This is a genomic window from Bacillus salipaludis (assembly GCF_030938565.1).
GTDB classification, from domain to species: Bacteria; Bacillota; Bacilli; order Bacillales; family Cytobacillaceae; genus Neobacillus; species Neobacillus salipaludis_A.
Genome location: NZ_JAVGVR010000001.1, coordinates 5,418,945 through 5,435,078 on the forward strand (window position 1 = coordinate 5,418,945; position 16,134 = coordinate 5,435,078).

Here is a 16,134-nt window from a genome sequence, read left to right on the forward strand (position 1 = left end):
ATAATCTTGAGAAAGAAGCAAATAGCAGGAAAATGAGGGATACAACTGTTCGAGAGAAACAATTATTTCTCGTAAAAGAGATTCCTTATCCATTAAAGAATGGAATTTTTCAGTTATATGAAATAACCGCTTATATCTGTTTTCGTCATTTTGTATGGTTACATGATCACCGAACGTCCATTATTAGCTCACCCAATTTTCTCGATCTAATTCCAAATATATACACCCTCACTTTATTATAGTGAAAATCCATCGCCTTTTTAATTACTTTTTTGAATTTTTTCTAACTTTTATAAAGACTTCAAAATTTTGGCTATACATTATTATAACAAAATATTCTTGACTTCTCAGTAAATAAAATTATATAATACTCCTTGTGTAAAATATTGCAGCTTATGTGAACACTTTAATCGTTCATTTTGTTCCTCACTTGAACACTTTTTCAAATGATGGGGTATCTTGTAACCCTCTGCTGCTAGGGCGAAGGTATCTGAAAACAAAATGGCTATCATCGTTGTTTCATAACCGTTTTTATTTTACCAAAATAAAAACACGAAGGAGGAGTCTCTCATGGCTCGTTATACCGGCCCTAGCTGGAAATTATCCCGTCGTCTTGGAATCTCTCTAAGCGGCACAGGTAAAGAATTAGATAAGCGTCCTTACGCTCCAGGACAACATGGTCCTAACCAACGCAAAAAGCTTTCTGAATATGGTTTGCAATTACAAGAAAAGCAAAAACTTCGTCATATGTATGGAGTAAATGAGCGTCAATTCCGCAACCTATTCGACAAAGCTGGTAAATTAGGCGGCGTACACGGTGAAAACTTCATGATTCTACTTGAATCACGCCTTGATAACGTTGTTTACCGTTTAGGTTTAGCACGTACTCGTCGTGCTGCACGTCAGTTAGTTAACCACGGTCATATCCTTGTTGATGGTTCACGCGTTGATATCCCATCATACCGTTTAACTGCTGGACAAACTATCACCCTTCGTGAAAAATCACGCAATCTTGACGTTGTGAAAGAAGCGATTGAAGTAAACAACTTCGTTCCTGATTTCTTAACTTTCGATGCTGATAAGTTAGAAGGTACTTTCACTCGCTTACCAGAGCGTTCTGAATTACCAGCTGAAATTAACGAAACTCTTATCGTTGAGTTCTATTCTCGTTAATCTTTGTAATAAAGAGATCCTGAGCAATTTGCTCAGGATCTCTTTATTTTCGTTTTTTAATGGATTGAAGTGACCTTCGATAAAAAAAGACAATGATTACATATAAAATTAATACAATGAATGCTGTGATGATTCTTTCTGCTAAACTTCCATCTGCTAACATAATTGGTCCTAAACCAAAAAATGTAATAAGTGTGAGCACAATGATAAAAATAGCATGAAACATTAACCGCAAATACCTCACCCCCGTCTTTCTCCTATAATATTAGACGATTTAATTTAATCTGTTGTAACATAAAATGAAATTTACTATTTAGTTACAGATTTCTTTTCTTAACACAGTATTGGCGACACTTTCCACCTCTATTTTGTCTCCTAAAGGCTCCCATCAAAAACTCAAACAAAAGAGCCCTCGGAAATTCTCCAAGAGCCCCTTTATTTTAGTATTTAATTAATGTATATTTCTTCTTCCCTCTTCTGATGATGGTAAATTGTCCTTCAATCCGCTCATTCTCAGCTAGGGAGTAGGAAGCATCTGTAATACGTTCACCGTTAACAGACACCGCTCCATTTGTTATATCTTCACGCGCCTGACGTTTTGATGGTGAAATCGCTGCTTCCACAAGCAGGTCAACGAGATTCCCTTCAAAATCGGAAGCATCAAATGAAGGAACATCTTTAAATCCTTGTCTAATTTCTGCAGCAGAAAGCTCTTTCACATTACCACTAAACAATGCCTGGGTGATTTTAATTGCCTGCTGCAATGACTCTTCACCATGAATTAATCGAGTCATTTCTTCAGCCAAAGCCTTTTGCGCCATACGTAGATGAGGTTCTTCCTTTACCGACTTTTCTAGTTGCTCAATTTCCTCATGCGACAGGAAAGTAAAGTATTTCAAGTATTTAACCACATCCGCATCAGCTGAATTGATCCAGAACTGATAAAATTCATATGGTGTTGTTTTTTCAGGGTCCAGCCAAACGGCACCGCCTTCGGTTTTACCGAATTTGGTACCATCCGCTTTTGTTACTAATGGAATTGTCAATCCAAAAGCTTTTGAGCCTTCAGGCTGCATTTTACGGATCAATTCCAGCCCAGAGGTAATGTTCCCCCACTGATCACTGCCGCCAATTTGTAATTTACAATTATGGTGCTCATATAAATGGTTGAAATCCATCGCTTGTAAAATCGTATAAGTAAATTCAGTAAAAGAAATCCCTGTTTCAAGTCTATTCGCAATAGTATCTTTCGCCAACATGTAGTTTACACCGATATGTTTCCCGATATCACGTAAAAACGAAACGATATCCATGGAACCAGCCCAGTCATAGTTATTTACCATAGTGGCTCCATTTTCTCCGTCAAACTCAAAAATCGCTGCTAATTGCTTTTGAATGCCTTCAACATTTTTTTGTACGGCTTCTAATGTTTGCAAGTTACGCTCTTCACTTTTACCACTAGGATCACCGATTAAACCCGTGGCCCCACCGACTAGCACAATAGGACGATGCCCGTGTTGCTGAAATCTTCTAAGTGTTAAAAACGGAACTAAGTGGCCGATATGCAAGCTGTCTGCTGTTGGGTCTGCACCACAATATAATGAAATTTTTTCACTTGATAAAATATCTTTTAAACCTTCTTCATCGGTTTGCTGATAGATTATTCCCCGCCATGCCAAATCCTCTAATAAATTCATTAAAATAGCCTCCTAAAAGAAAATAAAAAACGCCCCTGCAAACATGCAGGGACGTATAAATACGCGATACCACCCGGCTTGAGGAAAAAAATTCCTCCACCTCGAAAAATTAACGGCTTATCCGTTCTCTGCTACTCTAATCTTCACAGAGAAAGCTCCAGGACGTAATTCAATTTTCTATATGTATCAGCTTTCACCCTCCGCTGACTCTCTACAAACAGGGATAGAAAATCTACTGTTGATTCCCTTCACAGCATTAAAATTATAAAATTGATTATACCTTTTTTACCATATTTCCATGACTTTTGTCAAACTTGAATTGGAAAATTAAGATAAATGTAGAACTTTGTCATTTTTTTGAACATGTATATGCTATAATGTATGTGATTTAAGTCGAGGTGATGCTCTTAATGAAAGAAAGACTGCAGGCTTGGATGGAAGTTTTAAAATCATCCCTAAACTTGATTACACATAAAAAAACAGTAAAGAGTGCTCGAATTACATATTCTGTGGTTTGGAATCTTTTTCTAATCTTTTTAACTGTATTTATTCTTGGAGGCTCTTTTGCTACCGGTGTTGGTGCAGGGTACTTTGCCTCACTTGTGAAGGATGAACCCGTCCGCTCTTACAGTAGTTTGAAAAAAGATATTTATAATTATACTGAGACTTCTGACCTCTATTTTGCTGATAATGTTTACCTTGGAAAACTAAGATCAGATCTTGAACGTGAAGAAGTAAATTTGGATCAGGTCTCTGATTACCTTGTAAAAGCCGTCATTTCAACAGAGGACGAGTATTTTTACAAGCATCATGGTGTGGTTCCAAAAGCCGTTTTTCGCGCCCTATTTCAGGAAGTCACCAATTCAGCAGTTCAATCAGGCGGCAGTACGTTAACTCAGCAGCTTATTAAGAACCAAATTTTAACCAATGAGGTCTCCTTTCAACGGAAAGCAAATGAAATCTTACTTGCCCTTCGTTTAGAAAAATTTTTCTCCAAAAAAGAAATTCTTGAGGCCTACCTAAATGTTTCAACATTCGGTCGAAATTCATCCGGACGAAATATTGCAGGGGTACAGGCAGCAGCAAAAGGAATCTTCGGGAAAAGCGCAAACAAGCTCACACTACCAGAAGCAGCCTTTATCGCAGGGTTACCGCAAAGCCCCTTCGGATACACCCCTTTTACAAGAGACGGAAAAGTGAAAGAAAATTTGGAACCGGGAATCAACCGGATGAAAACCGTTTTAAAAAGGATGTATGATGGCGGTTACATTAACAAAAAGCAGTATGCTGAAGCGGCGGCCTATGACATTACAAAAGATTTTACACCACCGCGTCCAAATCCTTTGGAAAAATATCCTTGGTTGACATTTGAAATTGAAAAACGTTCAATCGATGTTCTTGCTACGGTTTTGGCCCAAAAGGACGGAATCAGTGAAAAAGAATTAAAGAAAGACAGCAATCTCCAATACAAGTACCAAACTTTAGCCAGTCATGATTTAAAACAAAATGGTTATGAGATTCACACAACCATTAACAAAAAAATGTATGACGCCATGCAAAAAGTTAAGGATCGATATCCATATTATGGACCTGATAAACCGGAAGAAAAGAAGGATCCGGAGACAGGTAAGGTCAAAACCGTCATGGAGCCCGTGGAAGTTGGGGCTATCTTGATTGAAAATAAAACCGGTAAAATCATTAGCTTTGTTGGCGGAAGAGATTATGATAAACAGCAGCTTAATCACGCTACCAACGCGATTCGTCAAAATGGGTCGACCATGAAACCGCTCCTTGTTTATGGACCGGCAATTGAAATGGGAAAGGCTGCCCCCGGGACAACTTTACCAGATGTTGCTTTGAGCCTTAACCCGGCAAGCAGCAGCCCATGGCCCCATAACTATGACATGAGGTATAGTGGTTTAGTCTCTGCAAGATACGCCCTGGCATGGTCTTATAACGTGCCTGCTGTGAAGTTATACAGGGACATTGTTAATCAACGGCCGGCTAAATACCTGGAAAAAATGGGTTTTTCTTCACTTAGAAGTGAAGACTATACGAACCTTTCAACGGCTATTGGTTCTTTAAGCAACGGAGTTACAGTTGAAGAAAATACGAATGCTTTTACAACTTTTGCAAATGGCGGGAAATTTATCGACGCCTATATGATTGACAGTATCGTCGATAAAAATGGGAAAGTGATTTATCAGCATCAGGTTAAACCTGTTAAGGTTTTTACACCTCAGACCGCTTATTTAACATTAGATATGATGCGTGATGTTATGCGAATGGGTACGGCTGCGGGCATTAATTACCGTCTTAAATTTCGAACAGACTGGGCCGGAAAAACAGGTACAGGAGTCGATTATAAAGACTCATGGCTGGTTGGAACCAATCCGAATGTAACATTTGGAATCTGGACGGGTTATGATACGCCAAAATCCCTTCAATCTTACGGATATATGTCGTATAGTCAGCGGACAAACAATCTTTGGGTTGATTTAATCAATTCTGCCTATAAGATCAAGCCGTCCTTAATTGCTCCGAAAAAGCAATTTAAAATGCCAAACGGAATTGTTAGACGCTCTTATTGCGCTGTATCAGGTCTCTTGCCATCGGCAGCTTGCGTAAATGCGGGCTTGGTTGAGAGTGACTACTTCAATGCTAAATATGTCCCGACAAAAGTGGATGATAGTTTAGTTGCCGGAAAATATGTTATGATTGGCGACAGAAAATATTTAGCATTGGATTCAACACCTGCAGAGTTTGCGCAAAGAGGTCTTGTCTTAAATCCCGATTTCATTACCCGAATGGTTGGAAGGAACTTTCATAATCCAAGCCAGCTCATTCCAAACAGAAGCCGTTGGGCGCATATTCTTGTCCCAACCGCTAAGATTGTTGATAACGGCAAGACTCCGGGATCCGTAAGGCTAAGTGCTGACGCAAATACACTAGCTTGGTCAACATCTTCGGAAAATGATGTCATTGGCTACCGGGTTTATCACGCGGGGCTTTTAAAATTGAAGATAGCCAGTATTAAAAGCGGATCAAGCCTTTCTCTTTCGGTCCCAAGCGGAACCTATTATGTTACGGCAGTCGATATTGCCGGTAAGGAATCCCCGCCCTCTAATTTGGTGGAGGTGGGGGGTACCGATAAAAACACCGACCAAAAGGAAAATAACAACAAAGAGAAAAATAAATAAGTAGAAAAAACCGCACAGAGTGCGGTTTTTTCTACTTTTTAATCTTCCATTGTTGAAAGGTCACCAGTAGGCAGATTAAGCTCCCATGCCTTTAAAACACGTCTCATAATTTTACCGCTTCTAGTTTTTGGAAGCTTATCTCGGAAATCAATCTCTCTAGGTGCCGCATGTGCTGCAAGACCTTTTTTCACAAACTGTCTAATTTCCTCTTTCAATTCTTCCGTTTCTTCAAAGCCATCTCTTAAGGCGATAAAGGCCTTAATAATTTCCCCACGAACTGGGTCCGGCTTTCCAATAACGCCTGCTTCCGCGACTGCTGGGTGCTCAACAAGCTTGCTTTCAACCTCAAAAGGACCAACACGTTCACCGGAAGTCATGATCACATCATCAATACGTCCCTGGAACCAGAAATACCCTTCTTCATCCATATACGCTGAATCGCCAGAAACATACCAGTCACCAGGCATAAAATAGGACTCGTACTTTTCTGAGTTATTCCAAATTGTGTACATCATGGAAGGCCAGCCTTTTTTAATCGCAAGATTGCCCATACGGTAAGGTGGCAATTCGTTACCTTGGTCATCAACGATCGCTGCGGTTACTCCTGGAATCGGTTTCCCCATTGATCCTGGTTTAATCGGCATACATGGGTAATTTGAAATCAGCTGTGCCCCTGTTTCCGTCATCCACCAGTTATCATGAATTCGTTTATTAAATACCTTTGCTCCCCATTTTACAACTTCAGGATTTAGCGGCTCCCCTACACTTAAAACATGACGGAGTGAGCTAAGATTATATTTTTTCACAAGTTCATCGCCGGCTCCCATTAACATCCGGAAAGCAGTTGGGGCACTGTACCAAACTGTAACACCAAAATCTTCAATCATTTGATACCATGATTCAGGGCTGAAACGTCCGCCAACTATGACATTAGAGGTTCCTGTTAACCATGGTCCGAATATACCATATGAGGTTCCTGTAACCCAGCCAGGGTCCGCTGTACACCAGTAAACATCGTCTTCTTTTAAATCAAGAACCCATTTAGCTGTTTGGTAATGCTGAACCATCGCATTATGTACATGCAAAACTCCTTTAGGTTTCCCAGTAGAACCGGAGGTATAGTGTAGAATCATGCCGTCTGTTCTTTCAACCCATTCAATTCTTAACTCTTTCTCTGCTTCTTCCAATTTTTTCAAGAAGTCAATAACCGGTCCCTGCTCATCTACATTTTTACCGATTACAAAAATATGCTTTAAATCAGGTAATTCACTTACAGGAACACGATCAAGCAATTCCGGAGTGGTAACAAGTACCTTTGCACCACTGTCCTGAAGACGGTCTCTGACGGCCCCCTCCATAAATGCTTCAAATAACGGACCAACAATCGCTCCTAATTTAATCGCACCTAAAACAGTGAAGTAAAGCTCTGGAGAGCGAGGCATGAAAATAAATACACGGTCGCCTTTATCGACATCGCCATAGGTTTTCAAAACATTGCCTGCCTTATTTGACAGTTCTTTCATTTCTTTAAATGTGTACTTTTCGTCCCTTACTCCATCACGATAATAAAGAGCAATTTTGTTCTTCCGGAAGGTTTTTACATGGCGGTCAATCGCCTCGTAAGCCATATTTACCAATCCTGTTTCGTGCCAAGAAAATTCCTTTTCAGCTTCTTCCCAATTAAAATTCTTATACAATTCTTCATAATTTGGTAGGTTATACTCTCCCTGTACCACTGGCAGCGCTTCCACTCTCATCTAATTCTCCCCCTTAAGTTTTATTGAGATAATTATATTACAAAAAGAGACTATTCTCAATTTTTAAAATTATTTTTTTGTATGATAATTTTTTTGAAATCTATAAAAAGTGTCTAAAAATTTTGTGAAAACGCTTCTAATAAATAGATTTTTTGTATAATAGAATTATATTTGAAACACATTTCCAGGTGGTGATCAAATGGAACATAAGAAAACGTACAATGCAAAAGAATTAAAGACCCCTCACGGAAATTTAATTATAGAAGGACCAATCTCAGCGGAAAAGCTTGCAGGTTACGAATTTCATGAGGACCTTACCGCCTTTCGTCCGCCCAGGCAGCAACACCAAGCATTGGTGGGAATTGCCGATCTTACGGAAGGAAGAATTATTATCGCCAGATCTCACCATACAATTGTTGGCTATGTTACCTACCTCTATCCAGACCCGCTTGAAAGATGGTCTGAAGGAAAAATGGATAATTTAATAGAATTAGGTGCCATTGAAGTCATTCCTCAATTTAGGGGCTGTGCTGTTGGGAAAAATCTCATATTCGTGGCAATGATGGATGATGCGATGGAAGATTATATTACGATTACGACTGAATATTATTGGCACTGGGATCTAAAAGGAACAGGTCTGAATGTATGGGAATATCGAAAGGTTATGGAGAAAATGATGAATGCCGGTGGACTTGAATGGTATGCAACCGATGATCCTGAAATTTGTTCCCATCCTGCAAATTGCTTAATGGTCAAGATCGGCAAAAGGGTAGATAACGAATCCGTCCAAAAATTTGACCGCCTGCGCTTTATGAATCGGTTTATGTATTAAACGAAAAGCGGAAGCGCCTTGGTCAGCCCCGACAAGCATAAGACAAGCCGGCGAGAAGGTTGCTCTTTAACCTTCTTGACGGATTGACTGTAGACCATCGAGGGGGCTAGGCGCTGGAGCTGGACACTGAAACTGTTTTTATGAAGGGGGATTTTCCAATGATCGTAGAAGAAATCATGAAACCAAACGTTGCAACACTTTTTCCAACAGATTCGATTAAGGATGCCTTAGGCCTTATGGAATCAAAAAAAATTCGCCATGTGCCCATTATAGACTCCGAAAATCATTTAGTAGGGTTAGTTACAGTCGTGGATATCCGTGATGCAATGCCCTCTATATTTCATGCCAATGAACACTTGGAGGATTTACAAAAACCAGTTGTGACGATAATGAAAAAAAATGTGATTACAGGCCATCCGCTTGATTTTGTAGAAGAGGTGGCAGGTCTATTTTATGAACATAAAATCAGCTGCCTTCCCATCATCAATGATCAAAAGCTCGTTGGAATTATCACAGAAACAGACCTGCTAAGAACAATGGTGGAATTAACCGGTGCCCATCAGCCCGGGTCACAAATTGAAATAAAGGTCCCAAATATAACCGGAATGCTTAGTGAAATTTCTTGTATAATACGAAAACGTAACGCAAATATTCTTAGTGTGCTTGTTTACCCAGACAAAAAGGATGATCAATTTAAAATACTCGTTATTCGCGTGCAAATGATGAACCCAACGGGGCTAATTGAAGATTTAAAAAAAGCAGGACACCATGTTCTATGGCCAAATCTTCCGGGGATTTCACTATGACAGATAAATGTTCATTTGTTTTTTCAGAAGAACTGTTGAATTATAAATTCAGCAGCCATCATCCTTTTAATCAGTTTCGGCTTAAATTAACAGTAGATTTACTAAAAAAATTAAATGCACTGGATGAAAAGCAAATTATCTTACCCAGAACGGCTACTTTAGAGGATCTCAGCCTTATTCATGATCCAAATTATATTGACGCCGTATTTAAGGCTGGTCATGATCAACTACCTATTGAAATAGCAGAAAATTATGGTTTAGGAACCGAGGACACTCCAATTTTTCCAAATATGCATGAGGCAAGCTCATTACTAGTTGGCGGAACATTAACAGCAGTTGACCAGGTAATGACAGGACAAGCAGTTCATGCAGTTCACCTGGGAGGGGGGCTTCACCACGGGTTTCGAGGAAAAGCTTCCGGGTTTTGCATTTATAATGACAGCTCTGTAGCAATTAGGTATCTGCAGCAAAAATATAATGCGCGCGTTTTATATGTCGATACGGATGCTCATCATGGGGATGGTGTCCAATGGTCTTTTTATGATGACCCTAATGTATGTACCCTGTCTATACATGAAACAGGCAGATATTTATTTCCCGGAACAGGAAACGTAAATGAACGCGGCCAAGGTAAAGGTTATGGCTATTCGTTTAACATCCCTGTTGATGCTTTTACCGAAGATGAATCATGGCTTCACACCTATTCACATGCAATTAGGGAAGTCGCTGATTTCTTTAAGCCAGATGTTATTCTCACCCAAAATGGGGCAGATGCTCATTACTTTGATCCATTGACACATTTATCCGCAACGATGAAAATCTACCGCGAAATACCAAAGCTTGCCCATGAAATCGCCCATCAATATTGTAATGGCCGCTGGATTGCTGTTGGCGGCGGCGGGTATGACATCTGGAGAGTGGTGCCACGTGCATGGGCCCTTATTTGGCTGGAAATGACTGAAAACTCCAATTGTTATGGTAATTTACCCGAGGAATGGGTCCACTTCTGGCAGAAGGACTCCCCTGTTGAAATACCAAGAGAATGGGACGATCCAGACAATCTATATTTGCCGATTCCAAGAAAGGCAGAAATTACTGAAAAAAATTTACAGACGCTTGAAAAGGCTTTATATCCGATTCGAAATCAGCAAAAGAGTCAATCCAGCTAATATTAAAAGGGCTATCTGCAGATAGCCCTTTTAAATTTATTTTGTTGATTGACGATGTTCAATTCGGTGTGGAAGAACAACAGTATGCCGCTCCACTTTTTCTTTATTCATATATTTAGTCAACAGACGCATTGCCACTGCGCCGATATCGTATAATGGCTGAATAACAGTTGTTAGCTGTGGACGTACCATAAGGGCCAATCTTGTATTATCCGAGGTAATGACCTCAAAGTCTTCAGGTATATTGTACCCCTTATCCTGAGCACCATGGACAACCCCAAGTGCCATTTCATCAGATGCCACTAAAATGGCAGTTGGCCGTTCTTGTGCTTCCAATAACTTTTCAAAGGCTTCAATTCCTGAATCGTATGTGTAATCTCCTTCAACAACCAATTCTTCGTTAAATGGAATCCCGGCATCCTCAAGCGCTCTTTGATACCCTTTTACCTTATTCTCCAGTTCATATAATGGACCGACGACAAAGGCAATATTCTTGTGGCCCTTATCGATAAATTCTTTAACCGAATCATAAGCGGCTTGTTCATAATTAATATTCACGGAAGGAATCGTTTCGGTTTCTTCCATAGAGCCGGCAAGCACAATAGGGACAGGTGATTTTTCAAATTCCTCTACATGTTCAGAAGTAATATTTCCTCCCATAAAAATTATGCCGTCCACTTGTTTCCCAAGCATCGTGTTAAACAAATGTAATTCTTTATCTTTATTTTGGTCAGAGTTACTTAAGATAATATTGTATTTGTACATTGTTGCAATGTCTTCAATACCCCGTGCTAATTCAGCATAAAAAATATTTGATATATCCGGGATAATGACACCTACAGTAGTAGTTTTTTTACTAGCTAATCCTCTTGCAACAGCATTCGGACGGTATCCAAGCCGTTCAATTACTTCTAATACTTTTTTACGGGTAACCGGTTTAACATTGGGATTTCCATTCACAACACGTGAAACGGTTGCCATCGAAACATTTGCTTCCCGGGCAACATCGTAAATCGTCACATTCACGCTCAACACTCTCCTTAAAACGATACATTATTTTTCTTTATTTTATAGCAGTTTAACAAAGCCTAGTCATTTTCTTTTTCCTTAGCTTAGTCTATCGTTTCCGCTATTTTAATTTGTGATATAATAAACAATCTTAATTATCTATTTAATGATACGACAAGAACGTAGAAGCCGCAATGAGATTCCTCTATTTTCGGATATTTTAAGTAAAAAAACCTCCTGCACAAGTTTGCAGAAGGTTTTTTGGAAATAATTACTATTAATTTTAGATCCGAACAAAGTGTGATGCTAGTAACTCATTGTAAAAATTATCAAATTGTTCAAGATTCATTTGCTGTTGGGCGTCGGATAATGCTACGGCTGGATCTGGATGAACTTCAGCCATAACTCCATCAGCTCCAATTGCAATCGCCGCCTTAGCAGCAGGAAGCAATAAATCTCTTCTTCCAGTGGAGTGTGTTACGTCCACCATAACTGGTAAATGTGTCTCTTGTTTCAAAATTGGTACTGCAGAAATATCTAATGTATTTCTTGTTGCACGCTCATATGTGCGAATACCGCGTTCACAAAGAATAATTTGTCCGTTTCCTTGTGCCATAATGTATTCTGCTGCATTGATAAATTCTTCAATGGTTGCTGCAAGGCCTCTTTTTAATAAAACAGGTTTCTTTACAGCTCCGGCTGCTTTTAATAATTCAAAGTTTTGCATATTACGGGCACCAATTTGAATCACATCAAGGTACTCAGCTGCCATTTCAATATCCGCAGGGTTTACAATTTCACTGATTACAGCCATATCGAATTCAGTTGCAACACGTTTTAAAATTTTTAAGCCTTCGACGCCTAAACCTTGGAAATCATATGGAGAGGTTCTTGGCTTATATGCACCGCCACGTAGAAGTTTTAGTCCTTTTTCCTTCATTGCTTTAGCTACCGTTGCAACTTGCTCATAAGATTCAACTGCACAAGGACCAAAAACGAAGTGCGGTTTACCGTCTCCAATATTTTCACCCTTTAACGTAACAATTGTATCTTCAGGCTTTTTCTTTCTCGAAACTAATAATGCTTTACTATGATCATCTTTTTGCAGGTCTAACCCAGCTTTAAAAATTTCTTTAAAAATATGATCAATTGTTGAATTTTCAAAAGGACCATCATTATGCTCCTTAATAACCTCCAACATTTTTCTTTCACGGACTGGATCGTAACGGTAAACTCCCTGGTTCCCCTTTACTTGCCCAATCTCTTGGACGAGTCGAGCTCTTTCATTAATTAACCTCAACAATTCCAAGTTTAATTCATCCACACGTGATCGTAAGTGATCCAATTCATTTGTGCTCAATATTTTCCCCGTCCTTTCATAACCCATCAGATATTTATATTCATAAATACTGAACGGTGTCCTACTTTTTTAAGATTGTATTGAAATAAATTTTCTATTTTTTCAATAATTAGGCTTTATTATAGCGGAAAAAATTATTTTTGTCACCACTTTTTTCTTTATTGATTAAACGCTTTTAAGCACTAAAGTATTTATAAGGGATATTAAATTAAAATATGTTGATATTTGAATTATGTGATGCTTATAGAAAAAATTGTACATTTTTCAAAACGAAAGCACCCATATTATGGATGCCTTTAAATACTACTGATTTTCACCCACTGCATCTGTCAATGAACGCTTGGTAATTTTCCAATGCGAGGCATTCCAGCGTGGCTCCCCATTTGTAAAAAGAATAGCCTGTGGTGATTCATGCTTAATATTAAACTTCTCTGCAATATCATTTGATAATGGGCGTGAATCCTGTACAGCTAAAAAGTAAGCAGGAATGCTATTTTCATTATCGGCAAATTTTTGATATTCCTGATAAGCTGCCTGACTAACCGGGCATGTTAAGCTATGTTTTAAAAGAAGAAATTTCTCTTCTTTTTCCAGTAATGTTTCAAACTGTTCTTGTGTTTCTATTTTGTCAACCATTCTTATTCCCTCCTAAAAAATAAACGGTGAAGTCATTTTATCACTTCACCGTTTCTATCACAAATAATCAGTTTAGATTTTGGCTGTCTTAAACCTAGTTGTTGATTTTTGCTCCAATCAACGTTGTTCAAAAGAAAACACTGTCTTTTAAATTTTAAAAATTCTTACTGTTTTACCTTTAACTCTTCTTCATCGAGGGCTTTTTTTGCTTCGTCTAGTTTTCTCTTAATATCCTCGTTGTTTAGTGGTGCCTCTGTCTTTATGCTTACATTTTTTTGTTGGTGGGTTTGAATGGGAATATAAATGACATCTGACTTGTCCTCTTTTTCTTCCCTTGCCTTCGGTTTGATTTTTGTTTTGCTTAAAAGATCACTTGATTGTTGAACGATGCCCTGTGTGATCGATGTTGTCTTGGAAGCAAGCTGGCTGCTTTTGTTCATCATATTTCCCCGCAAATCTGCGGTTTTTTCCATTAGAAAACCCGTTTGGTTACTTAGTTTGTTTCGCAAATCCTTCCCTGCTTTTGGTGCAAAAAACAGTGCGGCAGCCGCACCAACCATCCCGCCTACTAAGGCGCCAAGTAAAAAACTATTACCGGAATCTTCGTTTCTTTTTTGGTTCGTTTCTCGTGTTTCGTTATCTTTATTAGACATAAAAAACGCCCTCCTTGAGTTAACCTATATTATCTTGACCTAACTCTGCCGGTTTCACTTGGGGTAATCATATTTTTTTCTTGCCTTTTTGCCTTCCATTTATCCCTAAGTTCAAGAATCACATTACTCCATTGAATAACTTGAGAAACTTTTTCTTTACTTTCTTCAACTTGCTTGTCAAAGGATTGGGTAATGTCCTGTAAAGTTCCATTAAACTTACTCACTGTTGTACCAACATCTTTTACAGCATCCACAACACTATTTAAGCTTTCTGACTTATATTTTAAATCATCTGCAAGAGCATTCGTTTTTTGTAAAAGTACGGTTGTTTCTGTTGTGACTCCTTCAAGCTGTGTTTCGAGCCCTTCAAGAGTTTTTGAAACGCTTTTCAATGTCTCCCTTAGAGACGTAAGCATTTTGGAAACATAAATCACAAGTACTAGAAAGGCAATTGCAATCAATGCAACACTTAAGTATAAAATAATAATCATTGTGGCACCTCCGCTTGATTCTACCTATATGTATTACCCAACGATGTTGGGCATAAACCTCATCAACATTTTATACTACTTCAATCTTTTTGTCTTGTTTTCCTGCCAACACATTTATAAAATATCGTTATTTTTCAACATTCATCCATATTCGGGTAAAATAGAGAAGCAGTATAAGAAATTTTCTTTCGGAGGCGTATGAAATGAAGGATACACGGATTGAGAAACTCGCAAAAAATTTAATTAACTATTCTGTCCAGCTTCAAAAAGGTGAAAAGGTACTAATTGAGAATTTCGGATTGCAGCGTGAACTTGTAACCGCTTTAGTAAAAGAAGCTTATGAAGCTGGAGGCTACCCATTTGTTCTTTTAAAAGATCATCAAGTGGACCGCTCTTTATTACTCGGTGCAAAGGAAGAACAATATAATATGATGGCTGAATTTGAGGCCAATGTAATGAGTCAAATGGATGCATACATAGGACTGCGTTCCGGCAATAACATAAATGAGCATGCAGACGTACCAGATGAAAAAATGAAGATTCACGGGAATACAATTGGCAAGAAAGTCCACCGTGACATTCGGGTGCCAAAAACAAAATGGGTTGTGCTTCGTTACCCAACATCCTCTATGGCTCAATTAGCTAAAATGAGCACTGAAGGATTTGAAGATTTTTACTTCAATGTCTGTAACTTGGATTATGGAAAGATGGATGAGGCAATGGACAGCCTTGTTGAACTTATGAACCGTACTAACAAAGTTCGTTTAACCGGACCGGGAACAGATCTTAGCTTCTCCATAAAAGATATCCCAGCCATTAAATGTGCAGGAAGATTAAACATTCCGGATGGAGAAGTATATACAGCTCCTGTTCGTGACTCTGTAAACGGCATGATTTCTTATAATACCCCATCCCCCTATCAGGGATTTACGTTTGAAAATGTTAAATTAACCTTCAAGGATGGAAAAATTGTTGAAGCAGAAGCAAATGATTCAGAACGAATCAATAAAGTTTTTGATACGGATGAGGGAGCACGCTATATCGGGGAATTTGCCATTGGCGTAAATCCATTCATTTTAAATCCAATGCAGGATATTTTATTTGATGAAAAAATTGCAGGAAGCTTCCATTTTACACCTGGTCAATGCTATGATGATGCCTTTAACGGGAACCATTCAAATATTCACTGGGATATGGTCAATATTCAACGTCCTGAATATGGCGGAGGCGAAATTTATTTTGATGATGTCTTAATTCGCAAGGACGGTCTATTCGTGATCCCCGAATTAGAAAAATTAAACCCAGATCATTTAGTATAAAGGTAAAGGATGCCAGGTATTGCCTGGCATCCT

The 16,134-nt window shown here is 38.8% G+C and carries 14 protein-coding genes and 1 other annotated feature; of the genes, 6 read left to right on the forward strand and 8 right to left on the reverse strand.

Features of this window, described 5'->3' with window-relative positions; translation table 11 throughout:
* Positions 1-570 precede the first annotated feature (570 nt).
* Positions 571-1,173 (forward strand): 30S ribosomal protein S4, encoded by a 603-nt coding sequence (rpsD, locus tag RCG21_RS26995; RefSeq protein ID WP_026572176.1) that lies wholly within the window; start codon positions 571-573, stop codon positions 1,171-1,173.
* 43 nt (positions 1,174-1,216) lie between these two features.
* Here rpsD and RCG21_RS27000 read toward each other — a convergent pair whose 3' ends face one another.
* Together RCG21_RS27000 and tyrS are read right to left on the reverse strand one after the other, a co-directional pair.
* Entirely contained in the window at positions 1,217-1,417 is a 201-nt protein-coding gene (locus RCG21_RS27000) for a DUF6954 family protein (RefSeq protein WP_308913941.1), read from the reverse strand.
* Between the two features lie 196 nt (positions 1,418-1,613).
* Entirely contained in the window at positions 1,614-2,870 is a 1,257-nt protein-coding gene (gene tyrS, locus RCG21_RS27005; RefSeq protein ID WP_133334317.1) for a tyrosine--tRNA ligase, read from the reverse strand.
* 44 nt (positions 2,871-2,914) lie between these two features.
* Positions 2,915-3,131, reverse strand: a binding site (T-box leader).
* Positions 3,132-3,280: 149 nt separating this feature from the next.
* Here tyrS and RCG21_RS27010 point away from each other — a divergent pair.
* Complete coding sequence (locus RCG21_RS27010; protein WP_133334316.1) at positions 3,281-6,070, forward strand: transglycosylase domain-containing protein; 2,790 nt, start codon at positions 3,281-3,283, stop codon at positions 6,068-6,070.
* A 38-nt stretch (positions 6,071-6,108) separates the two neighbouring features.
* Here RCG21_RS27010 and acsA read toward each other — a convergent pair whose 3' ends face one another.
* Positions 6,109-7,827 (reverse strand): acetate--CoA ligase, encoded by a 1,719-nt coding sequence (acsA, locus tag RCG21_RS27015; RefSeq protein ID WP_133334315.1) that lies wholly within the window; start codon positions 7,825-7,827, stop codon positions 6,109-6,111.
* A 199-nt stretch (positions 7,828-8,026) separates the two neighbouring features.
* On the opposite strand from acsA, the gene RCG21_RS27020 reads away from it, so the two are divergent.
* From RCG21_RS27020 to RCG21_RS27030, 3 genes are all read left to right on the forward strand, one after another.
* On the forward strand, positions 8,027-8,659 hold the full coding sequence (locus tag RCG21_RS27020; protein WP_133334314.1) for an N-acetyltransferase: 633 nt from the start codon (positions 8,027-8,029) through the stop codon (positions 8,657-8,659).
* A 158-nt stretch (positions 8,660-8,817) separates the two neighbouring features.
* Positions 8,818-9,465: an acetoin utilization AcuB family protein gene (locus tag RCG21_RS27025; RefSeq protein ID WP_133334313.1), complete on the forward strand. Its 648-nt coding sequence runs from the start codon at positions 8,818-8,820 to the stop codon at positions 9,463-9,465.
* A complete protein-coding gene (locus RCG21_RS27030; protein WP_133334312.1) occupies positions 9,462-10,634 on the forward strand; it encodes an acetoin utilization protein AcuC in 1,173 nt (390 codons plus the stop codon). Before RCG21_RS27025 ends, RCG21_RS27030 begins: the two co-directional genes overlap by 4 nt.
* A gap of 36 nt (positions 10,635-10,670) precedes the next feature.
* On the opposite strand, the gene ccpA is transcribed toward RCG21_RS27030, so the two are convergent.
* The 5 genes from ccpA to RCG21_RS27055 form a co-directional block, all read right to left on the reverse strand.
* Positions 10,671-11,660, reverse strand: a complete 990-nt coding sequence (ccpA, locus tag RCG21_RS27035) for a catabolite control protein A (RefSeq protein WP_026572169.1) — start codon at positions 11,658-11,660, stop codon at positions 10,671-10,673.
* Positions 11,661-11,925: 265 nt separating this feature from the next.
* Positions 11,926-13,002, reverse strand: a complete 1,077-nt coding sequence (locus RCG21_RS27040; RefSeq protein ID WP_133334311.1) for a bifunctional 3-deoxy-7-phosphoheptulonate synthase/chorismate mutase — start codon at positions 13,000-13,002, stop codon at positions 11,926-11,928.
* Between the two features lie 303 nt (positions 13,003-13,305).
* Positions 13,306-13,638 (reverse strand): bacillithiol system redox-active protein YtxJ, encoded by a 333-nt coding sequence (ytxJ, locus tag RCG21_RS27045; RefSeq protein WP_133334310.1) that lies wholly within the window; start codon positions 13,636-13,638, stop codon positions 13,306-13,308.
* A gap of 164 nt (positions 13,639-13,802) precedes the next feature.
* Complete coding sequence (locus RCG21_RS27050; RefSeq protein ID WP_133334309.1) at positions 13,803-14,291, reverse strand: YtxH domain-containing protein; 489 nt, start codon at positions 14,289-14,291, stop codon at positions 13,803-13,805.
* A 29-nt stretch (positions 14,292-14,320) separates the two neighbouring features.
* Positions 14,321-14,782, reverse strand: coding sequence for a DUF948 domain-containing protein (locus tag RCG21_RS27055; protein WP_133334308.1), 462 nt, complete (start codon positions 14,780-14,782; stop codon positions 14,321-14,323).
* Between the two features lie 203 nt (positions 14,783-14,985).
* Between RCG21_RS27055 and RCG21_RS27060 the strand changes: the two genes are divergently transcribed.
* On the forward strand, positions 14,986-16,101 hold the full coding sequence (locus tag RCG21_RS27060) for an aminopeptidase (RefSeq protein ID WP_133334307.1): 1,116 nt from the start codon (positions 14,986-14,988) through the stop codon (positions 16,099-16,101).
* Positions 16,102-16,134 lie beyond the last annotated feature (33 nt).

Bases quoted from the DNA above. Each gene is read 5' to 3' on its own strand.
- acsA (WP_133334315.1), bottom strand. From the start codon at position 7,827: ATGAGAGTGGAAGCGCTGCCAGTGGTACAGGGAGAGTATAACCTACCA.
- tyrS (WP_133334317.1), bottom strand. From the start codon at position 2,870: ATGAATTTATTAGAGGATTTGGCATGGCGGGGAATAATCTATCAGCAA.
- ytxJ (WP_133334310.1), bottom strand. From the start codon at position 13,638: ATGGTTGACAAAATAGAAACACAAGAACAGTTTGAAACATTACTGGAA.
- RCG21_RS27010 (WP_133334316.1), top strand. From the start codon at position 3,281: ATGAAAGAAAGACTGCAGGCTTGGATGGAAGTTTTAAAATCATCCCTA.
- RCG21_RS27060 (WP_133334307.1), top strand. From the start codon at position 14,986: ATGAAGGATACACGGATTGAGAAACTCGCAAAAAATTTAATTAACTAT.
- RCG21_RS27030 (WP_133334312.1), top strand. From the start codon at position 9,462: ATGACAGATAAATGTTCATTTGTTTTTTCAGAAGAACTGTTGAATTAT.
- RCG21_RS27025 (WP_133334313.1), top strand. From the start codon at position 8,818: ATGATCGTAGAAGAAATCATGAAACCAAACGTTGCAACACTTTTTCCA.
- RCG21_RS27055 (WP_133334308.1), bottom strand. From the start codon at position 14,782: ATGATTATTATTTTATACTTAAGTGTTGCATTGATTGCAATTGCCTTT.
- RCG21_RS27020 (WP_133334314.1), top strand. From the start codon at position 8,027: ATGGAACATAAGAAAACGTACAATGCAAAAGAATTAAAGACCCCTCAC.
- RCG21_RS27050 (WP_133334309.1), bottom strand. From the start codon at position 14,291: ATGTCTAATAAAGATAACGAAACACGAGAAACGAACCAAAAAAGAAAC.
- rpsD (WP_026572176.1), top strand. From the start codon at position 571: ATGGCTCGTTATACCGGCCCTAGCTGGAAATTATCCCGTCGTCTTGGA.